Below are 26,362 nucleotides of genomic sequence, written 5' to 3' on the forward strand. Positions count from 1 at the left end.
AATCTAGCACCGCTAGACATCCGAGCGCACCAATGTTAGCGTCGCTCTTGCAGCTAGCAACGCTAGAACTTCTGGGAGGACATCATGCGTTTGACCACGATCATGGCCTGGCTAGTCGTGCTGGCGGGTTTCGTCTTCGGCCTGAACTACCTGCTCAACGGCCACGGCGCCGCAGCGGGCTTCGGCGTGGTCGACCCGTCCGGCTACTACGTGGTGAAGGGCGTGCGCGACCTCGCCTACGGCCTGACAGCGCTGATCCTGCTGCTCCTGAAACAACGCCGAGCCCTGGGCTGGGTGGTCCTGGCCGACGCGATCATCCCGATCGGCGACTGCCTGGCGGTGATCACGAGCGGAGGCCCGCTGAGCATCGCGCTCAGCGTCCACGGCTCGGCGGCCGTGCTGGTACTGCTCACCGCGGGCCTGCTGCTCAGGGAAACAGCACCGGCACGCCCGCAACCGGTTCCGAGCCGCTGATCCTGGGGAGCGCTTCAGCCGGCCGCAGCCAGCGCTGAGCCGCTGATGCGGGGGTGAGCTTCAATCCGGCTGCACTCAGCGCTGAGCCGCTGATGCGGGGACAGCTCCAGCCCGGCCGCACCCCAGCGCTGAGCCGCTGGCAGCCCGTCCGCAGTCGGCGCCGAGCAGCTGATCCGGGAGCGCTTCAGCCCCACGCCCGGAGAGGGAATGCCCGTGCAGCCGCCAGGGTGTGCGGCTGCCGCGGGAGACAACCGCCTGCATCCCTGCCGTCTGCCCCAGAGGTGCACGCCTGCCCAGAGGTGCACGCCTGCCCCAAAGGTGCACCGCCTGTCAGTCGGCAGCTTCCGGCTCAGCGGCCGCGTACTCGCTGCTCACCGCCGCTGGGCCGCCGCTCGGGAGTCAGCGCCAGCAAGTCCGCTGTCGGCACCGAGCCGCGACCCCGGAGCACCCCGGCTCGGCCACCGTCTCGGACGACCTGCGGTCCAGGCCGGTCCAGGCGTCCCACGGCAGCACACCTCCCGCTCACCCCTGCGCCGCGACCCCAGGCGACAGCGCCCGCACCGCAGCAGCCAGCTCCGAGTCGCTGATCTCGCCGACCAGCAGCCCGGTCAGCACGTGGAACGCCCTCCGCAGCTCGTCGGGATGCGTCGACAGCACGAGCGTCCCGGCGAACGCGGAGGCATCGGCCAGGTCGTCCAGCCCGCGCCCCTGCACCGCGTTGACCCCCTCGCGAAGGCACCACAACGACATCACGTGGTCCCGCATCCCGTTGACCATGTAGAGCGCCTGCCAAGAACGGCCGCGTTCGATCGACGACCGCGCGTGCAGCCCGTACAGCCAGGCGAGCCCGATCAGCTCGGCCCGATCCGGCTGGACGGAGTGCGGAATCTCCTGGGCCTCACCGAAGAGCAGCCGGAACGTCGGCCCGGTCGCGCCGAACTCGGTGGCGGGCCAGAAGGCGATGTCGACCTGCAGGGTCGACCGCATCAGGAACACGCGGAACAGCACGGCCCCGCGCCGCACGTCGAGGTGGCTGACCGCGCCGCACGCGTACATCAGCGCGGTCCAGTCGGTCACCACCACGTCGATCTCCCCGTCGACGGACAGCGCGAAGTCGATGTCCGACCAGCGATCTTCCCTGCCCACGGCCGCTGACCCGGTCAGCGCCGCTCCGATCACGCGCGGGTCGGTGTCGGCGGCGTTGACCAGGTCACGACGCAGCTGGTCGCGTTCCGAAACGGTGAACACCACCCAACACTATTGGCCTCGGCTCGAGGGGCCGACGCGGGCGAACCGTCAAGTCCACGTCCGGTGTGATTGCCCATGTCAGCGCAGTGTTCTGGTAGATCACCAACCGACGCACGGACGAAGAACCCTGCAGGGACGCCAATCCCTTACGTGAGAAGCCCCAGCCGGTGCGCCTCGGCCAGCGCCTGCGCCCGGTTGTGCACCCGCAGCTTGAAGAACAGCTGCCGCTGCTCCGACTCCACCGTCTTCACCGCGATTCCCAGCGCCGAAGCCGTCTGCCGCACCGAATCCCCGCGCGCGATCGACGCCAGGATGTCGTGCTCCCGATGTGTGAGCGCAGGAACGTTGTCCGGCATCGCCACCCCGCGACAAGGAGTCCGCACCAGCCCCAGCCGTGCCACCACAGCGGCGGCCTGCACCCGGCTCTGCACGCCGAGCTTCGCGAAGATACGCCGCTTGTAGTTGACCACTGTGTGCGGTGAGAGCTGCAAGGCCGACGCGACCAGCACAGCCGACAGTCCGGAGCAGACGTACGCGAGCACTTCCATCTCGCGGTCCGTCAACGCTCCCGGTGCGACCCGGCGCAGCGGAGCCAACGGCACGTGCTCCAAAGAGGCGCGCAACGAGGCCAGCCCGCACGTCGGGCACAGCGGCACGAGTGGAAATTCCGGTACGAGTTCCGGTGCGAGCTGGCCGACCACCACGTCCGGAGGTCTCAAGCGGCACAGCAGCACGAGGTCTTCCAGGGTGCAGGCCGTGCCCACGACGAGCCAGCCGGGCAGGGCATCGAGCCAGGTCGCTACGGCGTCGGAAGTGAGCAGGTCCGACGAGTGCACTGCGATCCTCGTTGACCGCACGCAATTGGGCATGGCGGCGCCTCACGCTGAGAGCGTGGCGGCGTCGCTCTGGCTTACGTCACAAGATAGGACGTGGGTGGTCCCCGCCGCCAGCACGACGAGAACCACCCACGCCCGGACGCGCTATCCCAGTGCTACAGCGAAAACATGCAGGTCTGCATCCTCCGGCAGCACAACACTGGCCAGCGTCTTGCCTTCCGGTGCCACGTAGGTCTTCGTCGCGAAGATGTGCGTGGCCACCTTTTCGTTGCCGCCGCCCGACTGGTTGCGGTACGGCGTGTTCGCGACGATCACGTTGCCGTAGCTCGGAGTTGCGCCGCCACCGCCCAGCGTCCAGTCGCTGAAACCGATTTCAATCGTCGCGGTGGTGCCGTCCGTGAACGTCACGACCGCGGGACGGGTGCGCGCTCCGTTGGCCGCTGAACCGAGGAAGGCGAGCTTGGTTCCCGACAGTGCAAGCGTTTGCTTCGCGCCCGTGGCGTTGTCGGGACGGCCGGGAGGCGATGCGGGCCAGGTGAACGAGAGTCCGTCCACGGTGCCCGTGCCACCCGGCTTCAGACCGGCGGCACCCAGCGCCTCCCGCGAGTAGCTGTAGCCGCCGCCGTCGAAGTCGCCGTCACCGTCGGCATCCGCGGAGGCGCCGACGTTGTTCACCGCGGCGAGCATGCTGCCGGCCGGCGCGACCTTCACCGTCTTCGGCAGCACCACGGGTTTCGCGGCACCCTCGACGGTCACCGTGACGGTGAAGTCGTAGAAGCCGACCCGCGCGTCGGCGGCAGGGGTGAGCACGAACTCGCCGGGCACGGTTCCGCTGACCGGCGTGACCGGGAGCGAGCCGTCGACCTTGAACGTCGCCTTCGGGTCGCCGTCGTAGAGCTTGACCGCGTCGACCTTCACCGTGAGCGGCTTGCCCGGTTCGACCGCGAGGTCGCGCGGCTCGACGGTCAGGTAGTACGGCTGGTCGTGCTTGATCGGCTGTTCGCCGTCGCGGAACGACGGCGGGGCGTCCGAAGCGCCGCTGCCCCAGGAGGTAGGCGTCTTGCCCAGCACGAAGTCCAGCTTGCCGCCCTTCTCCACAAAGGACTCCGGCAACCAGGTCTTGGTCGTGGCGCGACCGTTGACCTTCAACGACTGCACGTACTTCGTGGCGTTGTTCGCGGCAGGCGCGTTGATCGTGATGTCCTTGCCGCCGCCGCGGTTGATCTTCACCGAGGTGAACAGCGGGCTGCTCAGCACGAGCTCGGCGCGCGACGGCACCTGCGGGTAGATGCCCATCGACGTGAAGACGAACCACGACGACATCGCGCCGAGGTCGTCGTTGCCGGGAATGCCGCCGGGGGCGTTCTTCCACAGCGAGTTGATGGTCTCGCGCAACGTCTCCTGCGCCTTGGCCGGCTGGCCCGTGTAGTTGTAGAGCCACGGGACGTTCACCGACGGCTCGTTGTCCAGTTCGGACTTCGCGCCGCCCTTGCCCGTCAAAGCCCAGCTGCCGTCGGCGTTGTGGAAGAAGTCGTCGAGCCGCTTGTTCGCGCGTTCCTTGCCGCCCAACGACTCCACGAGCCCGGCGACGTTGTGCGTGACCATCCACGTGTACTGGGCACTGCTGCCCTCGACGAACCCGTTGCCGGTGTCGGGTGTGAAGTCCTTGACCCACGTGCCGTCGGCGTTGCGGTTGCGGATGTAACCGCCGGTCTTGTCCGCCACCGGGTCGAAGTTGTTCTGCCACCACTGCGCGCGCTCGGCGAACGTCTTCGCGGTCTTGCGGTCGCCGGTGCGTTCAGCGAGCTGGCTGATCGCGAAGTCCGCCGCGGAGATCTCCAGGGTCTCCGCCGCGCCACCCCAGGCGTTCGAGACGGACGGCATGTACTTGTTCTGCAGGTACTTGTCGAGCGACGGCCGCTGTCCCACGGACATCACCGCCCAGCCGTCCTTGCTGAGGTCCAAAGCGGTCGGCACGGTCGCCGCCTTGACCAAGGACTTCAACGAGGACTTGATGTCGTACTTGTCGCCGCCGAACGCCGTGATCGCCGCCAGCGCGATCGGTGCCGGGTCGCCGTTCATCACGTGCGTGCCGCCGCCGTTGTGTGTCCAGCGGTCCCAGACGCCGTTGTTCTGGTCGGCCTGGTTGAGCAGCGACTGCGCGATGTCCGACCCGATCTGCGGTTCCAGCAACGTCACCAGCTGCAGCTGCGAACGGTAGATGTCCCAGCCGGAGAACGTGCCGTACTGGGCCTTCTGCTTCCGCTTGTCGATCTTGTGCGGTTTGCCGTCGAACCCGGCGTACTCGCCGTTGACGTCGCTGAAGAGGTTGGGGTGCAACAGGGAGTGGTACAGCGCGGTGTAGAACTTGGTCCGCTCGTCATCGGAGCCGCCGCCGACCTCGATGCGCTTGAGCTGCTTCTGCCACGCGATGTACGCGTTGTCCCTCATGTCCTCAATGGACTGACCCTTGTTCTCGGCCTTGAGGTTCTCGCGGGCGTTGTCGAGGCTGACGTAGGAGATGCCGACCTTGACGCCGACCTGCGAACCGGGCGCGAACCCGAGGTAGGCGCCGGACCCCTTGCCGAGCACCGGCCAGCCGTTCGTCCCGTACGTCGTGCCGCCCTTGGAAGACGTCGAATCGGGCGTGACAACGTTGTCTTGATACGTGCCGACCTGGGTGAAGTCCTGGTCGAACTCCGCCACGAAGTGCAGCGTGTAGTAGCTGCGGCGGCCGACCTGGTTGATGTAGCCGCAGAAGTTGCCGGCGGTGACCGAGCCGGTGATCGTGCGCTTGGCCTTGTCGATCGACGTCACGGCGTCACTGCTGCCGACCTGCGACTTCGAGGTGTTGATCAGCACCGTCGCCGGCTTGTCGGCTGGGAAGCTGAAGCGCGCGGCACCGGTGCGTTCGGTGGCGCTGAGCTCGGCCTTGGCGCCGGACTTCAAAGTCACGTCGTAGCGGCCGGGCTTGGCCACCTCGTCGGCGTGCGCGAACTCGCTGGCGTAGACGACGTCCGTGGCGTCCAGCGTCGGCGACGTGGTGACGGTTCCGACGTGCGGGAAGATCGGAATGTCACCGCTGCCGCCCGCGCACCCGGTGCCGGACATGTGCGTGAGGCTGAAGCCGCGGATCTTCGTGGCGTCGTAGCGGTAGCCACCGGGAGCCGCGGCGCGCAGGGTGTTGCCGCGACTCGCCTCGGGGCTGAAGGAGAACATGCCGAACGGCACGACCGCGCCGGGAAAGGTGTTCCCGAGATTGGTCGTGCCGATGAACGGGTTCACGTGCGCCGCGGGATCCGGCACCACCTGAATCTGGGGCTGTGCGGAGGCAGGGACCACTCCGAATGTCATGGCCACCGCCACCGCAGCTGTCATGAGGACTCTTCGCTGCATGGTGGCGGACCCTACTTATCGTGGCCGTGCAACCCCAGAGAGCGACGTGAAGTTGTCGTCAAACGGACAAGCGCTGCTCCATGAAGGCCTTCAACGCAGGCCAATCGGTGTCTTCCGCAACCTCGACCTGGTGGTTTCCTGCAATGAGCGCGCCCTCGTCGTCGATGTCGAGTCCGTGGGTCTTCAGCGTCAGGCTCCCCGGGACGATCGCCTCCGCGACGGCCACCGCGTCGTGGACGAGGATGCCCTCCTCGCGGTCGGAGAAGTTCTGCTCGGAGTGCCGCGCGAGGTACTCCCGATAGGTGCCGGTGAGGTTGCTCAGCACGGGGTCGACGTTGTTCAGGAACTCGACGTCCGCGATGCACCGCTGGGTGAGGTTGAGCGGCACGATGATCGGGTTGCCCTTGCGGATCACCGTCTGCGCGGCCTTCGCGTCGGCCCAGAAGTTGAACTCGGCGCGGAGCGTCATGTTGCCGATGCCGAGCCCGCCGCCCATGACGATCAGCCGCTTGAACGTGACGCCCGCTTCGAGCGCCTTGGCGATGTTGGTCAACGGCCCGATGGCGGCGACCACCGCGTCCGGGTGGTCCGCGAAGAACCCCGTGACGTCCTCGCCGTGCAGCGGCCGCGGGTTCTCCGGCAACGTGTGAGCCTGCCCGCCGAGCCCGTCCTCACCGTGCACGTCCGAGGCCCCGCCAGGCCCCTCGGCACCCTTGACCACCGGCACGTCGGTCCGTCCGAGGTGGGCGAGCAGCCGCTGGGCGTTGCGGGTGGTGTGGCCGAGCCCGACGTTGCCGAAGACCGTGGTGAGGCCGACGAGATCGACCTCGGGGGAGCGGGCCGCGAGCGCGATCGCGAACGCGTCGTCCACGCCGGGGTCGGTGTCGATGATCAGCTTGTGAACCATGCCCCTAGCCTGCCTGAGACTCGGCTCCCACCTCAGCCACGTCCCACACGACGTTGCGCACGCCAGGCTGCTCGACGGCACCCTGGTCGATCATGGCCTGGTGGTAGCGGCGCGCATCCGCCTCGTTGTCGTAGACCTGGATCATGTGGCCGTCGAGCGTCCAGGTGCCGTGCACGAACCCCGGCAGCCCGACCTTGCTCGACGCCATCAGCGGCACCTGCGCCCGCAGCTCGTCGATCTTGTCCGGATCGATGTCCCACACACCAATGACCGCCCACATGTGGCGAGACTTTAAAGTGCCGTTCATGACTTCGATGTGGGGCGCTCCGGTGTGGACGCGTTGGGCCAGGTCACGCCGGGACCCGCAGCAGGCGCGCTTCCTCACGCTCGCTTCGCTGCGCTGGGTCCTGCGCCACCGCGCCTACACCCCCTGGTACCTCGTGCGGTACTGGCGGCTGCTCAAGTTCCGCCTGCTCAACCCCCACGTCGTGCTGCGCGGCATGGTCTTCTTCGGCAAGCGCGTCGACGTCATGGCCCGCCCCGGCTACGGCCGCCTGGAGATCGGCCGCTGGGTGCACATCGGCGACGGCAACGCCATCCGCTGCCACGAGGGCTCGCTGCGCATCGGCGACAAGGTCGTTTTCGGCAAGGACAACACCGTCAACTGCTACCTGGACATCGAGATCGGTGCCTCCAGCCTCGTCGCCGACTGGGTCTACATCTGCGACTTCGACCACAAGACCGAGGACATCACGCTGCCCATCAAGGACCAGGGCATCGTGAAGTCGCCGGTGCGCATCGGCCCGGACTGCTGGCTCGGCGCCAAGGTGACGGTGCTGCGCGGCACCCGAGTGGGCCGCGGTTGCGTGCTCGGCGCTCACGCGGTCGTGCGCGGCGAGGTGCCGGACTTCAAGATCGCGGTCGGGATGCCGGCCCGCGTGGTGCGGGACCGGCGTGCCGACTACGAGGCGGACGCTCAGCGGCGGGCGGACATCGCGGACATGGCCCGCAAGGCCAAGGAGGCGCTGGAGAAGTCGCTGGAGAGCCCGGCGTGATCGACTTCGGCCCCGTGTACAGCGGGGCCGAGCTGGCCGAGGTGCCCCGGCAACCCGGCGTCTACGTGTGGTTCTTCGACGAGATCCCGCCGGGTGTCCCTACCGAGAACTGCCACACGTCGGAGCACGGCACCGCGCTGTACGTCGGCATCGCGACGGTCAAGCGGACGCTGCACTCCCGGCTGCGCAACCACTTCCGGGGCAATGCGTCCGGGTCCACGTTGCGCCTGACGCTCGGCGTCCACTTCGAGCTCCCCCTGCAACGCAGAGGGTCGAGGCTGACGTTCGGAGACCAGGAGTCCTTCGTGAGCGAGTGGCTCGCGGCGCACGGTCGTGTCGCGTGCGTTGCCGATCCGGAGCCGCGCCGGCGTGAAGACGAGCTGCTCGGCTCCGGCCGGTTCCCGTTGAACATCCAGGGCAACCCGCACGCGTACGCCGCGACGGTCAGCCGGCTGCGGGCGGCCGCAAGGACAGCGGCGCGAGCTGCGGACGCTTAGCGCGGAAGCCGTCGCCCGGCTGGCGGCCGATCAGCTTGTTGCGCGAGCGCGAGTACGCGACCGGCAGCACCTGGTCCCGCAACCACTTCAGGTGGTCGAGCACCGAGGCGGGAGCGGCCGTGCCTTCGAGCGACGCCATCCACGAGGTGTCGAACGGGATGTCCAGCGCCGACAACAGGTGCCCGGCCAGCCGCCGATGCCCCAGCGACGACAGGTGCAGGCGGTCCGGCCCGAAGTAGCGCGAGTCGTGCACGCACTCGTCGTTCGCCACGTCCACCAGCAACGCGCCGTAGCGCACGGCGGCGACGCGCACCGCGTCGTTCAGCGCCAGAATGCGCGGTCGCATGCGCCAGCCGAACGGCATGCGGTGCGAGATGTCGCTCAACGTGAAGACGGCGACGGTCGGCGCGAACGACGTCACGGCGCGCACCATTGCGTCGACCCGGCGCGTGATCTGCGCCGCTGAGGCCCCGGACATCACGTCGTTGCCACCGCCGAACACCACGACGAGGTCAGGTTCCAACGCCTCCGCGGACGGGACCTGCTCCACCAGCATCTGGTCGAGGCGACGGCCGCGCACACCCAGGTTGGCGTAGCGGAAACCCGGAGCGTCCAGCACGGACGCGACTCGGTCCGCCCAGCCGCGGTACCGGCCGTCGGGGAGCAGGTCGTCCAGGCCCTCGGTGCAGCTGTCCCCGAGCGCCACGAAGCGTTGGTATTTCATTCAGTCCTCGGTCACCTTTTGTTAACGGGACCGGCGACTGTACCAAGATCAAGTGAACAGATTACCCGTAGCGATCTTGGGGCGCCCCAGCACTCGCGGCTCGCGCACGAAGGCGGCGGAGTAGACCGCCGCGGTGTCGGCCGCGATCGACGCCCAGTCGAAGTCCGTCGCCAAACGCTCCTTGGCGGCGCGCGCACGGGTGGCGGCCGACGTCGGATCGGTCAGCACGGCGCGGACCGCACGCGCGAGTCCGTCCACGTCACCGGGGGCGAACGACAGTCCGGTCACCCCATCCAGCACCACTTCGCCGAGCCCGCCCGCGGTGGACGCGACGAGCGGTGTGCCGGCCGCGGCGGCTTCGAGCGCCACGATGCCGAAAGGCTCGTAGCGGGAGGGCAGCACGACGGCGTCGGCCGCTGTGAGCAACGCCGCCAAAGACCTGTCGGAGAGGTGTCCGACGAACTCCACCGCGCGCAGCACGCGATGCTTGCGCGCCTGCTCCTGCAGCCACTCGGTCTGCGAACCGTCACCGGCCACCACGACCCGCGTGCCCCGGTGCGCCCGCCGGATCCGGGGGAGCGCCGCGATCAGGTCCTGGATGCCCTTCTCCCACTCGATGCGCCCGAAGAACAGCAGCAACGGGTCACCGTGCGGCGAGTACTCGCGCCGGGCCGCGCCGACGTCCTTCGCCCGCACCTTCCAGCCGCCCGGCTCGATGCCGTTGTGCAGCACGGAAACCACGTCGGTGTCCACATCGAACAGATGTGCCACCTCGCGCCGCATCGCGGAGGAGCAGGTGATCAGCGAGTCGGCGCGGTTCGCCAGCCACCACTCCACCGAGTGCACCTGCTGGTTCAACGGGTGCGACAGCCAGCCCGAGTGCCGCCCGGCCTCGGTCGCGTGAATCGTCGCCACCAGCGGAACGCCGAAGGACTCCGCCAGCGCCACGGCCGGATGCGTGACCAGCCAGTCGTGCGCGTGCACGACATCGGGCTTCCAGGAACCCAGCGACAGCCCGGCGCGCGTCATCGCGTGCCCCATCGCCAGCGTCCACGCCAGGAGGTCCTTCTCGAACACGAAGTGCGCGGGGTCCTCGGCGACGCGGATCAGCCGCACGCCCTCGCTCACCAGGTCCGTGGTCGGGTGCGTGACGGCGTCGGTGCCGGAAGGTTGTCGGCAGAGCACGACGACCTCGTGCCCCTGCGCGGCCAGCTGTGTCGCGAGCGCGTGGACGTGCCTGCCCAGCCCGCCGACGACCACCGGCGGGTACTCCCACGACAACATCAGCACGCGCATCCCGCTACCTCATTCCTCGCGCGTCCAGATGGCCGAAGGGCCCGTCCGCCGCACGGAGCTCCGTTGCTCTCGCATGTCCACGACCGTTGCGCGCCAACGCCGCCAGCTCGCTGAAACGATCGCTGTGAATCTTCGCGCGGTAGCGGGCGTAGTCGGCGGCCGAGTCCTTGGTGACCATGAAGGCCCAGTCGCTCGACAACGCCAGCAACGCCTCGCGCACCGCCTGGTCCAGCACCGGATCTCGCACGTCCGCGCGGAAGTCCAGCTCCAGCAGCTCTTTCTGCACCGACTCGTTGAGCGACACGATGTCCGAGACCTGCGCGCCGTCCCACACCCGCCAGTCCTTGCCGCTGCCCCACGACGAGGCCGGCAGCTCGACAGGCGCCCCAACATGCCCGGCCTCCACCGCACCGCGCAAGGTCGTCACGCGCACGCCCGCTTCCGGCAACGCACGCAGCACGGCCTCCAGCCACAGAGGACCCTCGTGCCACCAGTGCCCGTAGAGCTCGGTGTCGTACGCCGCCACGACCAGACCGCCGTCGATTCTTCTCAGCCGCTGCACGACCGTGTCGACGAAGTCCTCGACGTGCCGGCCGATCGCTTCCCTTGCGAGCAACGGGTCGTACGGCCGCTTGTCCTCCGGCGCCACGTTCTTGCCGGTCACCCGAGACGGCTTGAGGCCCGTCGGGTGGTCGAAGGTGTGAAAATCCCGGTACGCGGCGTCGCCCGGATAGCCGACCTTGGGCGACCACACGCGGTACGAGACCTCGAGATCACGCCCGAACGCCAGCACGTCGCTCGTGCCGACCGGGTGCGCGGACGACGTGTCGCCGTGCAGCGCGGGCCCGTCCACCATGAACCTCTTGACGCCCGCTTGCGCGTATCCCGCCTCCATGCCGGGCGAGTAACCGCATTCCGGGGCCCAGATGCCTTCCGGGGCTCGGCCGATGCGCAGCCTGGTGTCGTCGAGGCCGGTCCGCAGCGCGAACGCCCGCACCTTGGGGTCCAGCAAGGGTTGAAAGGGATGGGTCGCCGGCCCGCCCAGCAGCTCGATGGTCCGGGAGTCCACAAGGGACCGCAGGATCGGCGAGAATCCGTGCCGCCAGTGGCTTTCGAACTGGTCGAGCGCCCACGACGACGCCCGGTGCTCGTACGTCGACAGCTCGCGCAGCCGTTCTCCTGCGTAGTGCGACCGCAGATGCCAGTTGCCGAGCCAGTCGTGCGCGCCGCGTAAGCAGTACGGGTCGTCGAGCTGTGCGGCCAGGATCGGGGTGACGCCGAGCGTGAGGACGTCGGTCTTTCCCTCGTCGGCGAACCGGCGCAGCATGTCGACGACGGGCAGGTACGAGTGCGCCCACGCCTGGTAGAGCCACTCCTCGCCGACCGGCCACGCGCCGTGGTGGGCGAGCCAGGGCAGATGGCTGTGCAGGACGAGGCAGAAGGTGCCCTCGGTCTGTTTCGGGCTCACGCGCGCACCGCCACGGCCACCAGGTCGAGGCAGGTGTCCATGTCCTCAGGGGTGATGTCGAAGTCCTCCACCGTCACCGACTCGACGGCCTCCTTGAGCTCGGCCGGCCACGGTGCACCGGACAGGGCGACTTCGACCTGTGCACTGATGATCTGTCCGTTCAGGAGGGTGTCAAGCCTCTTCCCGTGACGCAGCCCCGTCAGTTCGTCAACGCGGAAACCAGCTTCCTTCAGCATCTCGTCCAGTTCGGACGGTGCGAGCTCCCTGGTGTGGAACGGGTTCAGCGGCGTGTCCTGGCCGGGCGAGAACGTCAGCCTGTTCGGCGTCGTGACGATGAGCTTCCCGCCGGGCTTGAGCACCCTGCGGCACTCGGCGAGGAACCCTTCCTGGTCCCACAGGTGCTCGATGACCTGCAGGTTCGCCACGACGTCGACGCTCTCGTCGCGCAACGGCAGCGTCGCGAGGTTGCCGCGCAGCACGTTCAGCTCCGGATAGGACTTGGCGACGTGCCGCGACGTCAGCTCGTCGTAGTCGAGCGCGACCACCCGCCGCGCGACGGTGCGGATCAGCTGGGCGCCGTAGCCCTCGCCGCAGCCCGCCTCCAGCACGACCGCGTCCGCGCAGTGGCCGATGAGGTGCAGGTACGCCGCCTCGTGCCGGCGGAACCAGTAGTTCTCTTCCGCGATACCGGGCACCGTGCGTTCGCCGGTCAGGGGGAGGGTCACGCCCGCCAGGTTACTTGCCAGTAGACCTCCTGCGAACCACCTGGTGCGCGATGGCCGTGGCGACGCCGACACCCGCGAGAACGGCCGTCATCGCCGGGCTCATGTACTTCGACAGGCTCGGCGCCTCGCTCGGGCCGGTGAGCCAGAGCGTGAGCGGGGTGGCGTAGGCGAGCGTGAGAGCTCCCGCCCACCAGCGCAGGGCCTTCGCGCGGCGGTTGCGCAGGCTCGCGACGAGCACGACGGCGATCGGGATGCCGGAGAGCAGGCCGAACTGACCGATGACCATGACCGGAGCTGTCCAGGCCGCGACGAGCGTCCCAGTAGATGGCGCTGTTGACGGAGTTGCGGACGTACGAATGTTGACATCCATGGTCTCACCTTTGCTACGAGTTGTTACTGGAGTTAGAACATCTAACTGTGGTGACAGGGTGAAGCTAAGCTGATGGCGGCCGTGAGTGTCAATAGCGAATGTGAGAGGGTCTAACCATGGAGACGGGGTCTAAGCCGCGCGAGCGCTATCGGGCTCAGGTGCGTGACGAGGTCAAACGGCACGCGTGGACGCAGATCGCGGCAGCCGGGGTGACAACGTTGTCACTCAACGCCATCGCGAAGGAGATGGGGCTGAGCGGGCCGGCGTTGTACCGGTACTTCGCCGGGCGCGACGAGTTGATCACCGAGCTCATCCGGGACGCGTACCGCAGCCTCGCCGACACCGTCCGGGCCGCGTTCGAGGCCGGCACCACGGTGGTGGCGCTCGCCGGTGTCATCCGGGAGTGGGCGCTGGCCGATCCGCAGCGGTACCTGTTGATCTACGGCACGCCGGTGCCGGGCTACCACGCGCCGGACGAGATCACGGCGATCTCGAACGAGATCATGGCGGTGCTGCTGGAGGTCTGCGCCAGCCCGTCGGGCAAGCCGGACACCCCGTTCGAGGTTCTGCTCGGCATGGACCGCGGGTGGGCGAGCACCATGCCCGCGTCGTCGCCGACCGTGCATCGGGCGTTGTCGTTCTGGACGCGGGTGCAGGGCGTGCTCTCGCTGGAGCTCGCCGGCCACTTCGCGCCCATGGGGTTCGACGCCGGTCTGCTCCTCGCGGAGGAAGTCGCCCAGATCTAGAGCGGCTCTAGAACGGCGAGACGGTGACGGCCAGCGCGCCAGGGCCGACGTTGGCGCCGATGGCCGCGCTGACCTGGGTGAGGACGACGTCGCGCGCGTGCGGGATGCGCTTCTGCAACATCTGCAGCAGCTCGTGGCCGTCCTTCTCGGCCGCGAAGTGCTCGACGGCGAGGTCCACGTTGCGCCCGTAGGCGAGCGCCACCGCCTTGTCGACGAGCTTGCCCAGTGCGCGGTCACGGCCGACGACCTTGTCGAACGGCTCGACCTCGCCGTTCACGACGGTGAGCAGCGGCTTGACCGAGAGCGCGTCGCCGAAGAGCTTCGCGGCGGCGCTGACCCGTCCGGCCTGGCGCAGGTAGTGGAGCGTGTTGACGTAGATCAGCACGCTGGCGTTGCGGCCGCGTTCTTCCGCGACGCTGCGCGCGTTCTGGACGTTGCCGCCCTGCTGCACGATCCGCGCGGCCGCCAGCGCCGCGAAACCGAGCGTCATGCCCGACGAATGCGAGTCCACGATGAACACCGGCACGCGCGACTTGGCCGCGGCCGCCTTCGCCGCGTCCGTCGCGGGGGAGAGCTTCGGCGTCACGTGCACCGACACGATCGTCTCCGCGCCCTTGGCCCAGGCGTCCTGGTAGGCCCAGAAGAAGGCGTCCGGGGCGGGCGGCTGGGTCGTGATCGGGATCTGGGCGTCCATCGCCTGGAGCAGCCTGTCGGTCGGTACGTAGGCCTCGTCGATCAGTTCCGACCCGATCTTCAGCTGCATCGGGACCGTGATGATGTTGAAACGCTCCGCCAGACGGGCAGGAAGTGACGCGGTCGAGTCGGTGACGACGGCTACTCGTGAGGGCACGAACGAGAAGGTTAACGAAGGGTGATCGGAGTAGCCACCAACGATCGATGTCAATTCGTGTGACCTCCGCCTGGGTGGTTGCTTTCCGTACACGGCGAACGCATGGAGTGAACCCCTCGGAAAGGCGTCCGACTTGACACAATCGGGTGACTGACCGTTGTTTGGAGTTGATCTACAACAGTCTCGTTTGTGCAGGAAAAGACCGATATTCCACGTGTTACAGCAACCCGCCGCGCTCACTGTCGACGCTGGTTGGGGGTGTCGGCCGTGGGTAAGCTCGCACAATCTTCAGGCGGGTTGAGTGAGTAGGTGACCATGGGTGCAAAAGAGCAGGAACTAGTTCCGCTGCACGCCGCTTTCGACGTTGTCTACCGAGGTTTTCATCGCCGTCAGGTCATCGAGCACATCGAGAATCTCGAGGAGCAGCTGCGCTTCACGAGCCTCGACCGCGCCGAGGCTCTGGCGCAGGCCGCGGATTTGCGCCAACACCTGGAAATGACCCGCCGTGAACTCGAGGAGGCGCGCGCCCGCATCGAGCGCCTCGAGTCCAACGCGGGCACGCACGCGGGCGCCACCGAACGGATGCACCGCATGCTCCGCCTCGCCGAGGACGAGTCCGCGGAGATGCGCCTGCAGGCCGAGCGCGAGTGCACGGACCTCCGCGCGCGCACCGACGTCGAGCTCGCCGCGTTGCGCGCCGAGGCAGACCGCGAGGCGACGGTCATGCGTTCCGAGGCGGAGTCCGAGCTCTACGCGGTCCGCCAGGACTGCGCCACCCGCGCCGCCGCGATGGAACGCCGCGAGCTGGAGATGGAGCGCCGCTGCTCGGATCTCGAGGCGCAGCACCGCCAGCGCGCCGACGAGGTCGAGCGCGAGTGCACCGAGGCGATGGCCCAGGCGCAGACCGACGCGGATCGGCTGTTGCGCGAGACGGCGTTGCAGTGCAACTCCATCGAGGCCGACTCCGAACGCAAGCGCGAGAAGGCGCAGCAGTTCTTCGAGCTCACGATGACCAGACGCCGCAACGAAGCCGCGCAACACCTGCAGGAGCAGGAAGCGCTGGCCAAGGCGCGCGCCGAGTTCGTCGTGAAGGTCGCCTGCCGTGAGGCTCAGCGCCGGCTGGCCGAGGTCGCCGACCAGACCGACGAGCTGCACGAGCTGCGTCGCGTCGTCCACTCGCAACTGTCCGCGGCACGTGCGGCTCTCTCGGTGGCCGCTGACCGCGTTGCCCCGGTGCACATCCCTGAACAGGTGGCGGCGTCATGAAGCGTTGGGTCCCGCTTGTCGTCGGAGCGTTGATGGTGCCCGCGTCGGTGACGGCGTTCGGGTTCTCGGTCTACGGCGAGGAACTGGAGACGGCGCTGTCGTCGTCGCCCGCCGCCGTGCCGACGTCGCAGCAGGGCCCGGTGCCGGTGTCGGACTTCGTGTCGCCGCTGCGCATGGAGCCGGCCGCGCCGTTGCTGATGACCGCGGCCACCGCCCAGCAGAACGTGCGCGACCTGTTCGTCTCGCACGCGGTCAAGGGCATCACCTTCGCGCCGGGCACCGCGTCGCTGGTGGGCCGTGGCGAGGACGTGCGGCGCAGCCTGGCCAGTGTCCTGCGCAACGTCTCCGGAGGCACTGTGACCCTGGTGTCGCACGCGTGGAACGGCGAGACTGCCTCACACCGGTGTGACGTGCTCGCCATGGAAAGGGCAGGCCTGGTGCGCGACTACCTGGCCGAGCAGGGGGTTCCGAACGTCGTGATCACACGGGTGATCGTGGACCCGGTCTGGGGCCCGCCCTCTGACGGCGGACCACAGGTCGACGTCCTCGTCGTATAGGCAGGAGCCTTCGCATGGCAGGGGCCGTCGGGATCGTCTTCGGGTTGTGCGTGCTGTCCTTCACGTTAGGGGCAGCGCTGATGTACGTCGTGATGCGCCGCCGCGAGGACGCGGCCACGCACGCGCCGTCGTCAGGCGACGAGCCGGTCGAGCGGACGTGGGTCGAGAAGCCCGCGGCCGTCGAGCCGGTGGACGACGACTACGACTCGCGGCCGATCCACCGCAATCCCGTGATGGGCTTGCCACAGCTGGAACCGGCGCTGGCCGCCTTCGCCCACCCGCTCCCCGAACCGGTCGCGACGCCGAAAACTGTCGGTGCCGCTGGATACGATCGGGATGGGGACCTCGAGTCCTCCTTGGGGGACGACGAAGCCCCCGAATCAACGGTAGCGGCCGGCACCGACAGTTCTGAGGTCGTCGAGGAGCCGGTCGCGGAACCCGAGCCGGTGGCTGAGGTCAAGTCGGTCGAGGAACCCGAGCCCGTGGCTGAGGCCGAGGTCGTCGAGGAACCGGTGGCCGAGCTCGAGCCGGAACCCCGGCCGGAACCCGAGCCGAAGCCCGAAGTCGTGGTGGAGACGGCACTTCCGCCACCCGCCGCACCCCAGCCGGTCGAGAACACGACGTGGGTGGAGCGCGAGGACTTCCGGCAGCGCTACCTGCGCACGTTCGAAGAGGTGCGCCGCAAGGCGGGCAGCAACTAGGGGTGTCCGGAAGATTTCGGTTCCTGTCCGAAACTCGCCGGATTTCTGTCGGTGCCTGCTGATATCACTCAGGGCATGACTTCCACCGCTGACCGCACGAAGCTCTTCCACGCCCTCCACCAGGAGGGTCCGCTCACCCTGCCCAACGCCTGGGACGTCGCCTCCGCCCTCATCGTCGAGGCCGCGGGGGCCAAGGCCGTCGCCACCACGAGCGGCGGTGTCGCGTGGGGCCTCGGCGCGCCGGACGGCGACGCGGTGGACCGCGACCTCGCGATCGATCTCGTCGCCCGGATCGTCAAGGCCGTGAAGGTTCCGGTGACGGCGGACATCGAGTCCGGCTTCGGCCAGGACGCGAAGGAGGTCGCGGAGACGCTCAGGGCTGTCGCCGAGGCGGGTGCGTCCGGGGTGAACATCGAGGACGGCCAGGGCGCCGGCCTTCGGGACGCGCAGGAGCAGAAGGAGCGTCTGCAGGCGGCCCGCGAGGGTGCGCCGGACCTGTACATCAACGCCAGGATCGACGTGTACCTGCGCGGTGTCGGCGACCCGGCTGATCGGTTGCGGCTCGCGATCGACCGGGCCAACGCCTACCTCGAGGCCGGCGCTAGCGGGATCTTCGTGCCGGGTGTGGTCGACCTCGACGTCGTCAAGCAGCTCGCCGAGGCCATCGACGCGCCGCTGAACGTGCTGGCCTGGCCGGGCGCGCCCGCCGTCGACGAGTTCGCCAAGGCGGGCGCGGCCAGGATCAGCCTCGGCACCGCGCTGGCGGAAGCGGCGTACGCGGCTGCCAGGAGGGTGGCCGAGGAGGCGTTGTCGAAGGGCACTTACGGCGGGGCGAGCGAGTTGGGCTACGGCGAGCTGAACGCCCTCTTCAAGCGCTAGTGCTTCTTGCCGCGGAACTTGCGCAGCAGCTGTTCGGCCTGGGCACGCCTGCGCGGGTCCTGTGCGGCCTGCCGTGCCTTGGCCTGCAGTCGCTGACCCTGCGGGCTGCGCAGGAACCTGGTGATCTTGTCCATGAACGAAGCCATCTGAGGTCCCTCCAGGTGTCCGTTACGTCCGAATAACGAACGGAACGGACCTGGAGTTCCCCGAACCTCAGACCGGCGAAACGGTGATGCCCAGCGCGCCGGGGCCCACGTGGGCCCCGATCGCCGAGCTGACCTGCGTCAACATGAACTGGCGGACGTTCGGCACCCGGCGCCGGAGGGTGCGCAGCAGGCGGGTCGCCTTCTCCTCGGCGTCGAAGTGCTCGACCGCGACGTCGACGGCGTCGGTGCCGGCGCGCTTGATCGCGATGTCGAGCATCCGGTTCAGCGCGCGGTCGGCGCCCATCACCTTGTCCAGCGGGGTGATCTGGGCGTCGGCCATGGTCAGCAACGGCTTCATCGACAGCACACCGCCGACCAGCGCCGCCGCGGCACCGATGCGGCCGCCGCGCCGCAGGTACTCGAGGGTGTCGACGTAGATCAGCTCGGTGGATCTGTCGTAACGGCGCTGGGCGGTCTCGAGGACTCTCTCGACGCTGCCGCCCGCTTCGGCGATCTTGCCGGCGGCCTGGACGGCGTAGCCGATGCTCATCCCGCAGGTGTGGGTGTCGACGACGTGCACGGGCACGCGGACCTGGGTGGCCGCGGTGCGAGCAGCCTCGACGGTGGCGGAGAGTCTGCCCGACACGTGCACGGACACGATCGAGCGGACTCCCTGCGCGGCCAGTTCGTTGTACGTCCAGAAGAACGCGCCGGGATCCGGCGGGATCGTCGCCACCGGGACGTTCGAACGCATGGCCGAGACCAGGTCGGGGACCGGGATGCGGGACTCGTCATCCGTGTGGTCGCCGATCCGGACCTGGATCTGGACCACCTCGATGCCGAGTTGATCAGTCAGCTGCGCCGGGAGACAGGCCGTGGAGTCGGTGACAACTGCTACTCGCCGGTACATAGTCCGGGCAGCGTAGTCCCCCGAATGGGTTAAGTCTCAAAAGGTGTCGTTAACGGGTGATAACTGTCACGCTAGCGGGGTGCTTGCTGCCGTTTGCAGGGGTGCTACTGATGGGTAACATCCGGATAGATGGCAGGGTCGTGAACACCCGGCGGCGCAGTCCCTAGAGTCCTCCGCGTAAGCGTCGCCGCCCGTCCGCAGGAGGTCGAAGAGGACCTATGAACATTGTTGTCCTGGTCAAGCAGGTGCCTGACACCTGGTCCGAGCGCAAGCTCACCGACGCCGACCACACCCTTGACCGCGAGTCCGCGGATGCCGTGCTCGACGAGATCAACGAGCGCGCCGTCGAAGAGGCCCTGCAGCTGCAGGAGGTCCACGGCGGCGAGGTGACCGTGATCGCCATGGGTCCCGACCGCGCCACGGACGCGATCCGCAAGGCGCTGTCGATGGGTGCCGACAAGGCGATCCACGTGAGCGACGAGGCGCTGCACGGCTCGGACGTGCTGGCCACGGCGAAGGTCCTCGCGAAGGCGATCGGCACGGTCGAGAACGTCGACCTGGTCATCGCGGGCAACGAGGCGACCGACGGCCGCGCGGGCGCTGTCCCGGCCATCCTCGCCGAGCTGCTCGGCCTGCCGCAGGTCACCCAGCTGCGCAAGGTCACCGTCGAGGGCACGACGATCAAGGGCGAGCGCGAGACCGACGAGGGCGTCGCGTTCCTCGAGGCGTCGCTCCCGGCCGTCGTCTCCGTGACCGAGAAGATCAACGAGCCGCGTTACCCGTCCTTCAAGGGCATCATGGCCGCGAAGAAGAAGCCCGTCTCCACGGTCACCGTGGCGGACCTGGGCATCGACGCGTCCGAGGTCGGCCTGTCCGGTGCGTGGACGCAGGTGCTCGAGGCGGCCCCGAAGCCGCCGCGTGGCGCCGGTGAGCGCGTCGAAGACGGTGGCGACGGCGGATCCAAGATCGCCGAGTTCCTCGTCGGCCAGAAGCTCATCTGAGGGAGGGGTAACCATGTCTGAAGTTCTCGTTCTGGTCGACCACGTCGACGGCGAGGTCAAGAAGGTCAGCTACGAGCTGCTCACCGCAGCTCGCCGCCTGGGCACCCCGGCCGCCGTGGTCGTGGGCGCTCCCGGCACCGCGTCGAAGATCCGCGAGTCGCTGGGCAAGTTCGGCGCCGCGAAGGTCTACGCCGTCGAGTCCGACGACGCGGCCAGCTTCCTCGTCACGCCGAAGGTCGACGCCCTCGCGGCACTCGCCCCGAACGCGTCCGCGGTGCTCGTCTCCGCGACCGTCGAGGGCAAGGAGGTCGCGGGCCGCCTCGCCGTGCGCATCGGCTCCGGCCTGCTCGTCGACGTCGTCGACATCGAGGCGGACGGCACCGGCGTGCAGTCCATCTTCGGTGGCGCGTTCGTCGTGAAGGCCAAGGTCGGCAACGGCACCCCGGTCATCACCGTCCGCCCCGGCGGCGTGGAGGCCGAGGAGTCCGCCGCGGACGCCGTGCTCGACGAGTCGGTCTCCGTGTCCGTGGACGCCGCCAAGTCCGCCCGCGTGACCTCGCGCGAGGCCGTCGTCGGTGGCGACCGCCCGGAGCTCACCGAGGCCTCGGTCGTCGTCTCCGGTGGCCGCGGCGTCGGCTCGGCGGAGAAGTTCTCGGTCGTCGAGGAGCTCGCGGACTCGCTGGGTGCCGCCGTCGGTGCCTCGCGCGCCGCGGTCGACTCGGGCTACTACCCGCACCAGTTCCAGGTGGGCCAGACCGGCAAGACGGTCTCGCCGCAGCTGTACGTGGCGCTGGGCATCTCCGGTGCCATCCAGCACCGCGCGGGCATGCAGACCTCGAAGACGATCGTCGCGGTCAACAAGGACCCCGAGGCGCCGATCTTCGAGATCGCCGACTTCGGTGTCGTGGGCGACCTGTTCAACGTCGCGCCGCAGCTGACCGAAGAGGTCAAGAAGCGCAAGGGCTGAGCTCTCCCGCTCACCGGGCCGTCCCGTTCACGGGGCGGCCCACTTGCGTTTACGGAACTACCAGCGGTTAACCCGACTGCCACTGACCGGTCATCGTTCTGACCTGCTGTCATTCGCCAACCCGGCTTCACCCTGGTTCGCATGACGCAGCCGGAACTGCTTGTCAGCACCCCCGTCCAGCAGGACAAGGACGCTCCCCGCTACTCCCTCCTCGTCGCCCGTGACAGCGAGGAAGTCGTCGCCGCGCAGAGACTGCGCTACGAGGTGTTCGCCGGTGAGATGGGGGCGACGCTGCACACCAGCGTGCCCGGCCACGACGTCGACGAGTTCGACCAGCACTGCGACCACCTGGTGGTGCGCGACGACCGCACCGGCGAGATCGTCGGCGGCTACCGCATGCTGCCGCCGGAACGCGCGAAGGAAGCCGGGCGGCTCTACAGCGACGGCGAGTTCGACCTCACGAACCTCGACGGCATCCGCCACAGCACGGTCGAGACCGGGCGCTCCTGCGTGCACCCCGACCACCGCAACGGCGCCGTCGTCAGCCTCGTGTGGGCCGGCATCGCGCGGTACATGCTGCTGAGCGGCCACAAGTGGCTCGTCGGGTGCGCGAGCATCCCGCTGCAGGACGGTGGCAGCTTCGCGGCAGGGGTCTGGGACACGGTGCAGGCTAAGCACTACGCGCCCGAGCAGTACCGGGTCACGCCGCACAACCCGTGGGACGTCGACCGGATCGAACGGCCGGCCAGGACGGTGATGCCGCCGCTGCTCAAGGGTTACCTGCGGCTGGGCGCCAAGATCTGCGGACGGCCCGCGCTCGACGCCGACTTCGGGGTCGCGGACCTGTTCATCCTGCTCGGCATGGACCACGTGGACCAGCGCTACCTCAAGTTCTTCCTCGGGGAGACGGCATGAGTCACGCCTGGATGCCCGCGTCGCCGTGTGGCGACGGGTGCGTCAACACGGCCCACGACAGCGTCAGCGGCCTCAGGCAGACCTGGCGCGCGGTCACGGCGGTCACGGCGATCCTGTGCGGCGCGATGATCGCCCTCGCGCTCCTGCTCCCGGGCAGGCAGCGGGAGAGCGCCATCCGGATGTGGTTCCACGCCGTGCTCAGGGCGTTCGGCGTGAAGCTGGAAGTCCACGGCGCCAGGAAGTTCCAGGAGATCCCCAAGCGCGGCGTGCTGGTCGCCAGCAACCACGTGTCGTGGCTCGACGAGCTCGCGATCGACGCGGTGCAGCCGATCAAGCTCGTGGCCAAGAAGGACATCAAGGGCTGGCCGGTGCTCGGCAGGATCATCACGGCGGCGGGCACCGTCTACCTCGACCGCGAGAAGCTGCGCGAGCTGCCGCAGACGGTGAACGAGCTGGCGTCCACGCTCAGGAACGGCAGCGCGGTCGGCATCCACGCCGAGGGGACGACGTGGTGCGGGCTCGCGTCCGGGCGCTACAAGCCTGCGCTGTTCCAGGCCGCGCTCGACGCCGGTGTGCCGGTGCGGCCGATCGTGCTGCGCTACCGGATCGGCGACCACGTCAGCACGCAGCCTGCGTTCATCGGCAGCGACACGCTCGTCGACTCGATCCGCCGCGTGCTTAAGGTCCGCGGACTGGTCGTCGAGGTCCACGTGCTGGACGAGATCGCTCCCGGCCGCGCGGGGACGCGGCGCGAACTGGCGAAACTTGCCGAAGAGCAATCAAACCGCTTGACCTCGACCGAACTGGAGATTGCACCATCTACTGGTGACACTCACCGCGCCCGCCTCATCACGCCTCTGGTCGCCTGACCGCCGCTGGCCCACGACGGGCATCGTCCTGCTGGTCACCCTGCTCGCCTTCGAGGCGATGGGGGTCGGCACGGCGATGCCCACCATGGTTCGCGAGCTCCACGGTGAGGCGCTCTACGCGTGGCCGTTCCTCGCGAACCTCGCGGCGAGCGTCATCGCCACCGTCTTCTCCGGCAGGCTCTCCGACCGGCGCGGCCCCAAGCCGTCGATGCTGATCGGCGTCGCCGTCTTCCTGGCCGGCCTGGTCATCGCGGGCGTCGCGGAAACCATGACCGTGCTGCTGCTGGGCCGCGTGCTGCAGGGTTTCGGAGCGGGCTTGCTGATCGTCGCGATCTACGTGGTGATCGCGCTCGCCTACCCCGAACAGGACCGGCCCGCCGTGTTCGGCGCGCTCGCCGGGGCGTGGGTGGTGCCGTCGCTGGTGGGTCCGGCGGTCGCGGGCTGGGCGACCGAGCACTTCACCTGGCGCCTGGTGTTCCTCGCGATCGTGCCGCTGGTGGTGTTCGGCAGTCTGTTGCTCATCCCGGTGCTCAAGAAGCTCCCGCCGCACGACGCGACGCCGCCGCAGCGCAAGTACCTGCCCCTCGCCGCGATTGCCGTCGGTGTCGGCGTGGCGTCGCTCAGCTGGTCGTTGCAGCACCGCACGTGGTGGCTGCTCGCGGTGGCGTTGCTGCTGCTGGCGCCGGCACTGCGGATCCTGCTGCCCAAGGGCACGCTGATCGCCCGGCGCGGCCTGCCCGTCACGATCCTCGCCCGCGGTCTGCTGGCCGGCACGTTCTTCGCGGTCGAGGGCTTCATCCCGCTGACGTTGACCGTCGTGCACGGCTACTCGCCGCTGGAGGCGGGCCTGCCGCTGACGCTGAGCGCGCTCGGCTGGGCCAGCGCGTCGATGTGGGCCTCACGGCACCCCGAGATCGAGCGCTACACCCTCGTGCGCGTCGGCTTCCTGTTCGTCGCGACGGGCATCGCGGCCGTGACGCTCATCGCACCCACGTGGGGGCCGGCCTGGGCGACGTTGATCTTGTGGGCCATCGCGGGTGCGGGCATGGGCATGGCGACGTCCAGCGTGGGCGTGCTGATGATGGCCGCGTCTCCCGAGGAAGACCGCGGGTTCAACTCCGCGGCGCTGCAGATCTCGGACATGGTGTTCTCCGCGACCATGATCGGACTCGGCGGCGTCGTGGTGCTGGCCACCGCACCGACCGCGGGCGTCGTCGTGCTGAACCTGTCCATGGCGGCGTTGGCCGTGGTGGGAGCGATTCTGACCGGACCCCGCATGCGGGCTACCCTTGAGCCCTGATGGCTTATCTCGACCACGCTGCCACGACCCCGATGCACCCGGAGGCGGTCGCGGCGATGACCGAGGCGTTGTCCACCACGGGCAACGCCTCGTCGCTGCACACCTCCGGCAGGCGGGCGCGGCGGGCGATCGAGGAAGCCCGCGAGACCATCGCGGACGCGTTGGGCGCCCGGCCGTCCGAGGTGCTGTTCACCGGCGGTGGCACGGAGAGCGACAACCTCGCGGTCAAGGGCATCTACTGGGCGTCCGGCAAGCGCCGGATTCTCGCGTCGGCCGTTGAGCACCACGCGGTGCTGGACGCCGTCGAGTGGCTGGAGCAACAGGGCGCCGACGTCACGTGGCTTCCGACGGACTCCTACGGCCGTGTGTCGGCTGAGTCGGTTGCGGAGGCCTTGGACGACGACGTCGCGCTCGTCACGACGATGTGGGCCAACAACGAGGTCGGCACCATCAATCCGGTGCACGACATCGCTCGCGTGTGTGCTGAGCGCGGTGTGCCGTTCCACACGGATGCCGTGCAGGCCGTGGGCGCGGTGCCGGTGGATTTCGCTGCTTCCGGCGCTTCGGCGTTGACGATGACCGGGCACAAGGTCGGCGGCCCGTACGGCGTCGGTGTGCTGCTGCTGGCTCGTGACGTGAAGTGCGCGCCGTTGATGCACGGCGGCGGCCAGGAACGCGACGTCCGCTCCGGCACCTTGGACGTGCCGTCGATCGTCGGCCTGGCGCGCGCGGTGCGGATCACGGTCGACGAGCAGGAGCAGCGTGCCGCCGACCTCGTCGACCTGCGCGAGGAGCTGATCTCCTCGGTGCGCGCGGTAGTTCCGGACGTGGTCGTGAACGGTGACCCGGTCGACCGCCTGCCCGGCAACGCGCACCTGACGTTCCCCGGCTGCGAGGGCGACAGCCTGCTGATGCTGCTCGACGCGAAGGGCATCGAGTGCTCGACGGGCTCCGCGTGCACGGCCGGTGTCGCGCAGCCGTCGCACGTGCTGCTGGCGATGGGCGTGGAGCCCGCGCTGGCTCGTGGATCTTTGCGGTTCTCCCTCGGGCATACGTCGACGCGCGCCGACGTTGAAAAACTCGCGGCGGTCATCGGCCCGGTGGTCGAACGCGCGCGCACGGCAGGTCTGGCAGGCATGAGGCGTTCCCGGAAGGTGGTCAAGCAGTGAAGGTCCTCGCGGCGATGAGCGGTGGTGTCGACTCCGCGGTGGCGGCGGCACGAGCCGTCGAAGCGGGACACGACGTCACTGGCGTCCACCTGGCTTTGTCGGCCAAGCCCGGCACCCTCCGCACCGGCGCCCGCGGCTGCTGCACGATCGAGGACGCGCACGACGCGCGCCGTGCGGCCGACCTGATGGGGATTCCGTTCTACGTCTGGGACTTCGCCGAGCGCTTCACCGAGGAGGTCGTCGAGGACTTCGTCGCGGAGTACGCGGCCGGTCGCACGCCGAACCCGTGCCTGCGGTGCAACGAGCGGATCAAGTTCGAGGCGTTGCTGGACAAGGCGATCGCGCTCGGGTTCGACGCCGTCTGCACCGGCCACTACGCGCGGCTGGAGATGGTCGACGGCCGTCCGGAGCTGCGTCGTTCCGCCGACATCGGCAAGGACCAGTCCTACGTGCTGGCCTCGCTGACCGCTGATCAGCTCGCCCACGCGATGTTCCCGTTGGGGGACACGGTGAAGGACGACGTCCGCGTCGAGGCCGCGTCGCGTGGCCTCTCGGTCGCCAAGAAGCCGGACTCGCACGACATCTGCTTCATCCCGGACGGCGACACGCAGAAGTTCCTCGCGGGCCGCATGGAGACCAAGCCGGGCCTGCTGATCGACGACGAGACCGGGGCCGTGCTCGGACGGCACGCGGGCGTGCACGAGTTCACCGTGGGGCAGCGCAAGGGCCTCGGCATCGACGGACCCGCTCCCGACGGACGGCCGCGGTACGTGCTGTCGCTGGAGCCGGTGTCCGGCAACGTTCGCGTGGGCTCGGTCGAGAAGCTCGCCGTCACCGGGATCTCCGCTTCTTCCCCCATCGCTCATGTGGAGCTGGACGGGCCCGTCGAGTGCGTTGCGCAGGTGCGCGCGCACGGCGGCACGGCGCCCGCGGTGGCCGAGTTGGTCGACGGCGTGCTGCAGGTTCAGCTGCGCGAGCCGTTGAAGGGCGTGGCTCCCGGGCAGGCCGTGGCGATCTACCGCGAGGACGCGGCGGGCGACATCGTGCTGGCCAGCGCCACGATCGACGCCACCAGCTAATTCGGTTGTCC

29 protein-coding genes are annotated in these 26,362 nt (G+C 68.9%); 15 read left to right on the top strand and 14 right to left on the bottom strand.

Annotation, left to right across the window (positions count from 1 at the left end; translation table 11 throughout):
- Positions 1–84: 84 nt before the first annotated feature.
- Complete coding sequence (locus AB0M24_RS29075; RefSeq protein ID WP_363774695.1) at positions 85–474, top strand: DUF4267 domain-containing protein; 390 nt, start codon at positions 85–87, stop codon at positions 472–474.
- A 522-nt stretch (positions 475–996) separates the two neighbouring features.
- Here AB0M24_RS29075 and AB0M24_RS29080 read toward each other — a convergent pair.
- The 5 genes from AB0M24_RS29080 to AB0M24_RS29100 all read right to left on the bottom strand — a co-directional run bounded on the left by AB0M24_RS29080 (position 997) and on the right by AB0M24_RS29100 (position 7,141).
- A complete protein-coding gene (locus tag AB0M24_RS29080; protein WP_363774698.1) occupies positions 997–1,722 on the bottom strand; it encodes a nucleotidyltransferase domain-containing protein in 726 nt (241 codons plus the stop codon).
- A gap of 146 nt (positions 1,723–1,868) precedes the next feature.
- Positions 1,869–2,558, bottom strand: a complete 690-nt coding sequence (locus tag AB0M24_RS29085) for a LuxR C-terminal-related transcriptional regulator (protein ID WP_363774701.1) — start codon at positions 2,556–2,558, stop codon at positions 1,869–1,871.
- A 144-nt stretch (positions 2,559–2,702) separates the two neighbouring features.
- Positions 2,703–5,936, bottom strand: a complete 3,234-nt coding sequence (locus tag AB0M24_RS29090; RefSeq protein ID WP_363774704.1) for a GH92 family glycosyl hydrolase — start codon at positions 5,934–5,936, stop codon at positions 2,703–2,705.
- A 76-nt stretch (positions 5,937–6,012) separates the two neighbouring features.
- Complete coding sequence (locus AB0M24_RS29095) at positions 6,013–6,861, bottom strand: nucleoside hydrolase (RefSeq protein WP_363774707.1); 849 nt, start codon at positions 6,859–6,861, stop codon at positions 6,013–6,015.
- 4 nt (positions 6,862–6,865) lie between these two features.
- On the bottom strand, positions 6,866–7,141 hold the full coding sequence (locus AB0M24_RS29100; RefSeq protein WP_363774710.1) for a hypothetical protein: 276 nt from the start codon (positions 7,139–7,141) through the stop codon (positions 6,866–6,868).
- 25 nt (positions 7,142–7,166) lie between these two features.
- Between AB0M24_RS29100 and AB0M24_RS29105 the strand changes: the two genes are divergently transcribed.
- Both AB0M24_RS29105 and AB0M24_RS29110 read left to right on the top strand, forming a co-directional pair.
- A complete protein-coding gene (locus AB0M24_RS29105; RefSeq protein ID WP_363774713.1) occupies positions 7,167–7,916 on the top strand; it encodes a DapH/DapD/GlmU-related protein in 750 nt (249 codons plus the stop codon).
- On the top strand, positions 7,913–8,413 hold the full coding sequence (locus tag AB0M24_RS29110) for a GIY-YIG nuclease family protein (RefSeq protein WP_363774716.1): 501 nt from the start codon (positions 7,913–7,915) through the stop codon (positions 8,411–8,413). Before AB0M24_RS29105 ends, AB0M24_RS29110 begins: the two co-directional genes overlap by 4 nt.
- Here the strand turns inward: AB0M24_RS29110 and AB0M24_RS29115 are convergent.
- From AB0M24_RS29115 to AB0M24_RS29135, 5 genes are read right to left on the bottom strand one after another with little or no spacing between them, the layout of a single operon-like run.
- Complete coding sequence (locus AB0M24_RS29115) at positions 8,361–9,137, bottom strand: SGNH/GDSL hydrolase family protein (protein ID WP_363774719.1); 777 nt, start codon at positions 9,135–9,137, stop codon at positions 8,361–8,363. The two genes, AB0M24_RS29110 and AB0M24_RS29115, sit on opposite strands and share 53 nt — an antisense overlap.
- Before the next feature lie 48 nt (positions 9,138–9,185).
- Positions 9,186–10,433: a glycosyltransferase family 4 protein gene (locus tag AB0M24_RS29120; RefSeq protein ID WP_363774722.1), complete on the bottom strand. Its 1,248-nt coding sequence runs from the start codon at positions 10,431–10,433 to the stop codon at positions 9,186–9,188.
- Positions 10,434–10,437: 4 nt separating this feature from the next.
- On the bottom strand, positions 10,438–11,901 hold the full coding sequence (locus AB0M24_RS29125; RefSeq protein WP_363774725.1) for a glycoside hydrolase family 57 protein: 1,464 nt from the start codon (positions 11,899–11,901) through the stop codon (positions 10,438–10,440).
- Positions 11,898–12,626, bottom strand: a complete 729-nt coding sequence (locus tag AB0M24_RS29130; RefSeq protein ID WP_363774728.1) for a class I SAM-dependent methyltransferase — start codon at positions 12,624–12,626, stop codon at positions 11,898–11,900. The genes AB0M24_RS29125 and AB0M24_RS29130 overlap by 4 nt, the downstream gene beginning before the upstream one ends.
- A gap of 10 nt (positions 12,627–12,636) precedes the next feature.
- A complete protein-coding gene (locus tag AB0M24_RS29135; RefSeq protein WP_363774731.1) occupies positions 12,637–12,912 on the bottom strand; it encodes a hypothetical protein in 276 nt (91 codons plus the stop codon).
- 200 nt (positions 12,913–13,112) lie between these two features.
- On the opposite strand from AB0M24_RS29135, the gene AB0M24_RS29140 reads away from it, so the two are divergent.
- Entirely contained in the window at positions 13,113–13,742 is a 630-nt protein-coding gene (locus AB0M24_RS29140) for a TetR/AcrR family transcriptional regulator (RefSeq protein ID WP_363774734.1), read from the top strand.
- 7 nt (positions 13,743–13,749) lie between these two features.
- On the opposite strand, the gene AB0M24_RS29145 is transcribed toward AB0M24_RS29140, so the two are convergent.
- Positions 13,750–14,592, bottom strand: a complete 843-nt coding sequence (locus tag AB0M24_RS29145; RefSeq protein WP_363774737.1) for a DegV family protein — start codon at positions 14,590–14,592, stop codon at positions 13,750–13,752.
- A 336-nt stretch (positions 14,593–14,928) separates the two neighbouring features.
- Entirely contained in the window at positions 14,929–15,180 is a 252-nt protein-coding gene (locus AB0M24_RS29150; RefSeq protein ID WP_363774740.1) for a hypothetical protein, read from the bottom strand.
- Positions 15,181–15,183: 3 nt separating this feature from the next.
- On the opposite strand from AB0M24_RS29150, the gene AB0M24_RS29155 reads away from it, so the two are divergent.
- From AB0M24_RS29155 to AB0M24_RS29170, 4 genes are all read left to right on the top strand, one after another.
- Complete coding sequence (locus AB0M24_RS29155) at positions 15,184–15,858, top strand: hypothetical protein (RefSeq protein ID WP_363774743.1); 675 nt, start codon at positions 15,184–15,186, stop codon at positions 15,856–15,858.
- Complete coding sequence (locus AB0M24_RS29160) at positions 15,855–16,415, top strand: hypothetical protein (RefSeq protein WP_363774745.1); 561 nt, start codon at positions 15,855–15,857, stop codon at positions 16,413–16,415. Before AB0M24_RS29155 ends, AB0M24_RS29160 begins: the two co-directional genes overlap by 4 nt.
- A gap of 14 nt (positions 16,416–16,429) precedes the next feature.
- The gene (locus AB0M24_RS29165) at positions 16,430–17,116 is read left to right on the top strand and encodes a hypothetical protein (protein WP_363774748.1); all 687 of its coding nucleotides are present in this window, start codon (positions 16,430–16,432) and stop codon (positions 17,114–17,116) included.
- A 75-nt stretch (positions 17,117–17,191) separates the two neighbouring features.
- Entirely contained in the window at positions 17,192–17,995 is an 804-nt protein-coding gene (locus tag AB0M24_RS29170; RefSeq protein ID WP_363774751.1) for an isocitrate lyase/phosphoenolpyruvate mutase family protein, read from the top strand.
- Here the strand turns inward: AB0M24_RS29170 and AB0M24_RS29175 are convergent.
- Together AB0M24_RS29175 and AB0M24_RS29180 are read right to left on the bottom strand one after the other, a co-directional pair.
- Positions 17,992–18,141: a hypothetical protein gene (locus tag AB0M24_RS29175; RefSeq protein ID WP_196778005.1), complete on the bottom strand. Its 150-nt coding sequence runs from the start codon at positions 18,139–18,141 to the stop codon at positions 17,992–17,994. The genes AB0M24_RS29170 and AB0M24_RS29175 overlap by 4 nt on opposite strands.
- A gap of 67 nt (positions 18,142–18,208) precedes the next feature.
- A complete protein-coding gene (locus AB0M24_RS29180; RefSeq protein ID WP_363774755.1) occupies positions 18,209–19,051 on the bottom strand; it encodes a DegV family protein in 843 nt (280 codons plus the stop codon).
- 218 nt (positions 19,052–19,269) lie between these two features.
- Here AB0M24_RS29180 and AB0M24_RS29185 point away from each other — a divergent pair, with 218 nt between their 5' ends.
- The 7 genes from AB0M24_RS29185 (at position 19,270) to mnmA (ending at position 26,351) form a co-directional block, all read left to right on the top strand.
- A complete protein-coding gene (locus tag AB0M24_RS29185; RefSeq protein WP_363774758.1) occupies positions 19,270–20,052 on the top strand; it encodes an electron transfer flavoprotein subunit beta/FixA family protein in 783 nt (260 codons plus the stop codon).
- A gap of 13 nt (positions 20,053–20,065) precedes the next feature.
- The gene (locus AB0M24_RS29190; RefSeq protein WP_363774767.1) at positions 20,066–21,019 is read left to right on the top strand and encodes an electron transfer flavoprotein subunit alpha/FixB family protein; all 954 of its coding nucleotides are present in this window, start codon (positions 20,066–20,068) and stop codon (positions 21,017–21,019) included.
- A 141-nt stretch (positions 21,020–21,160) separates the two neighbouring features.
- Positions 21,161–21,934, top strand: coding sequence for a GNAT family N-acyltransferase (locus tag AB0M24_RS29195; RefSeq protein WP_363774770.1), 774 nt, complete (start codon positions 21,161–21,163; stop codon positions 21,932–21,934).
- A complete protein-coding gene (locus AB0M24_RS29200; RefSeq protein WP_363774774.1) occupies positions 21,931–22,803 on the top strand; it encodes a lysophospholipid acyltransferase family protein in 873 nt (290 codons plus the stop codon). Before AB0M24_RS29195 ends, AB0M24_RS29200 begins: the two co-directional genes overlap by 4 nt.
- The gene (locus AB0M24_RS29205) at positions 22,760–24,103 is read left to right on the top strand and encodes an MFS transporter (RefSeq protein WP_363774777.1); all 1,344 of its coding nucleotides are present in this window, start codon (positions 22,760–22,762) and stop codon (positions 24,101–24,103) included. The genes AB0M24_RS29200 and AB0M24_RS29205 overlap by 44 nt, the downstream gene beginning before the upstream one ends.
- Positions 24,103–25,272: a cysteine desulfurase family protein gene (locus tag AB0M24_RS29210; RefSeq protein WP_363774780.1), complete on the top strand. Its 1,170-nt coding sequence runs from the start codon at positions 24,103–24,105 to the stop codon at positions 25,270–25,272. The genes AB0M24_RS29205 and AB0M24_RS29210 overlap by 1 nt, the downstream gene beginning before the upstream one ends.
- Positions 25,269–26,351 (top strand): tRNA 2-thiouridine(34) synthase MnmA, encoded by a 1,083-nt coding sequence (mnmA, locus tag AB0M24_RS29215; RefSeq protein WP_363774783.1) that lies wholly within the window; start codon positions 25,269–25,271, stop codon positions 26,349–26,351. Before AB0M24_RS29210 ends, mnmA begins: the two co-directional genes overlap by 4 nt.
- Positions 26,352–26,362 lie beyond the last annotated feature (11 nt).

The sequence above is a fragment of the Lentzea sp. NPDC051838 genome, from assembly GCF_040681245.1.
Lineage (GTDB): Bacteria > Actinomycetota > Actinomycetes > Mycobacteriales > Pseudonocardiaceae > Lentzea.

What these genes read in the sequence shown, in the direction of transcription:
- AB0M24_RS29075 (WP_363774695.1), top strand. Translation starts at nt 85, where the DNA reads ATGCGTTTGACCACGATCATGGCCTGGCTAGTCGTGCTGGCGGGTTTC.
- AB0M24_RS29090 (WP_363774704.1), bottom strand. Translation starts at nt 5,936, where the DNA reads ATGACAGCTGCGGTGGCGGTGGCCATGACATTCGGAGTGGTCCCTGCC.
- AB0M24_RS29095 (WP_363774707.1), bottom strand. Translation starts at nt 6,861, where the DNA reads ATGGTTCACAAGCTGATCATCGACACCGACCCCGGCGTGGACGACGCG.
- AB0M24_RS29100 (WP_363774710.1), bottom strand. Translation starts at nt 7,141, where the DNA reads ATGTGGGCGGTCATTGGTGTGTGGGACATCGATCCGGACAAGATCGAC.
- AB0M24_RS29105 (WP_363774713.1), top strand. Translation starts at nt 7,167, where the DNA reads ATGACTTCGATGTGGGGCGCTCCGGTGTGGACGCGTTGGGCCAGGTCA.
- AB0M24_RS29115 (WP_363774719.1), bottom strand. Translation starts at nt 9,137, where the DNA reads ATGAAATACCAACGCTTCGTGGCGCTCGGGGACAGCTGCACCGAGGGC.
- AB0M24_RS29120 (WP_363774722.1), bottom strand. Translation starts at nt 10,433, where the DNA reads ATGCGCGTGCTGATGTTGTCGTGGGAGTACCCGCCGGTGGTCGTCGGC.
- AB0M24_RS29135 (WP_363774731.1), bottom strand. Translation starts at nt 12,912, where the DNA reads ATGGTCATCGGTCAGTTCGGCCTGCTCTCCGGCATCCCGATCGCCGTC.
- AB0M24_RS29140 (WP_363774734.1), top strand. Translation starts at nt 13,113, where the DNA reads ATGGAGACGGGGTCTAAGCCGCGCGAGCGCTATCGGGCTCAGGTGCGT.
- AB0M24_RS29155 (WP_363774743.1), top strand. Translation starts at nt 15,184, where the DNA reads ATGCTCCGCCTCGCCGAGGACGAGTCCGCGGAGATGCGCCTGCAGGCC.
- AB0M24_RS29160 (WP_363774745.1), top strand. Translation starts at nt 15,855, where the DNA reads ATGAAGCGTTGGGTCCCGCTTGTCGTCGGAGCGTTGATGGTGCCCGCG.
- AB0M24_RS29165 (WP_363774748.1), top strand. Translation starts at nt 16,430, where the DNA reads ATGGCAGGGGCCGTCGGGATCGTCTTCGGGTTGTGCGTGCTGTCCTTC.
- AB0M24_RS29170 (WP_363774751.1), top strand. Translation starts at nt 17,192, where the DNA reads ATGACTTCCACCGCTGACCGCACGAAGCTCTTCCACGCCCTCCACCAG.
- AB0M24_RS29175 (WP_196778005.1), bottom strand. Translation starts at nt 18,141, where the DNA reads ATGGCTTCGTTCATGGACAAGATCACCAGGTTCCTGCGCAGCCCGCAG.
- AB0M24_RS29180 (WP_363774755.1), bottom strand. Translation starts at nt 19,051, where the DNA reads ATGTACCGGCGAGTAGCAGTTGTCACCGACTCCACGGCCTGTCTCCCG.
- AB0M24_RS29185 (WP_363774758.1), top strand. Translation starts at nt 19,270, where the DNA reads ATGAACATTGTTGTCCTGGTCAAGCAGGTGCCTGACACCTGGTCCGAG.
- AB0M24_RS29190 (WP_363774767.1), top strand. Translation starts at nt 20,066, where the DNA reads ATGTCTGAAGTTCTCGTTCTGGTCGACCACGTCGACGGCGAGGTCAAG.
- AB0M24_RS29195 (WP_363774770.1), top strand. Translation starts at nt 21,161, where the DNA reads ATGACGCAGCCGGAACTGCTTGTCAGCACCCCCGTCCAGCAGGACAAG.
- AB0M24_RS29200 (WP_363774774.1), top strand. Translation starts at nt 21,931, where the DNA reads ATGAGTCACGCCTGGATGCCCGCGTCGCCGTGTGGCGACGGGTGCGTC.
- AB0M24_RS29210 (WP_363774780.1), top strand. Translation starts at nt 24,103, where the DNA reads ATGGCTTATCTCGACCACGCTGCCACGACCCCGATGCACCCGGAGGCG.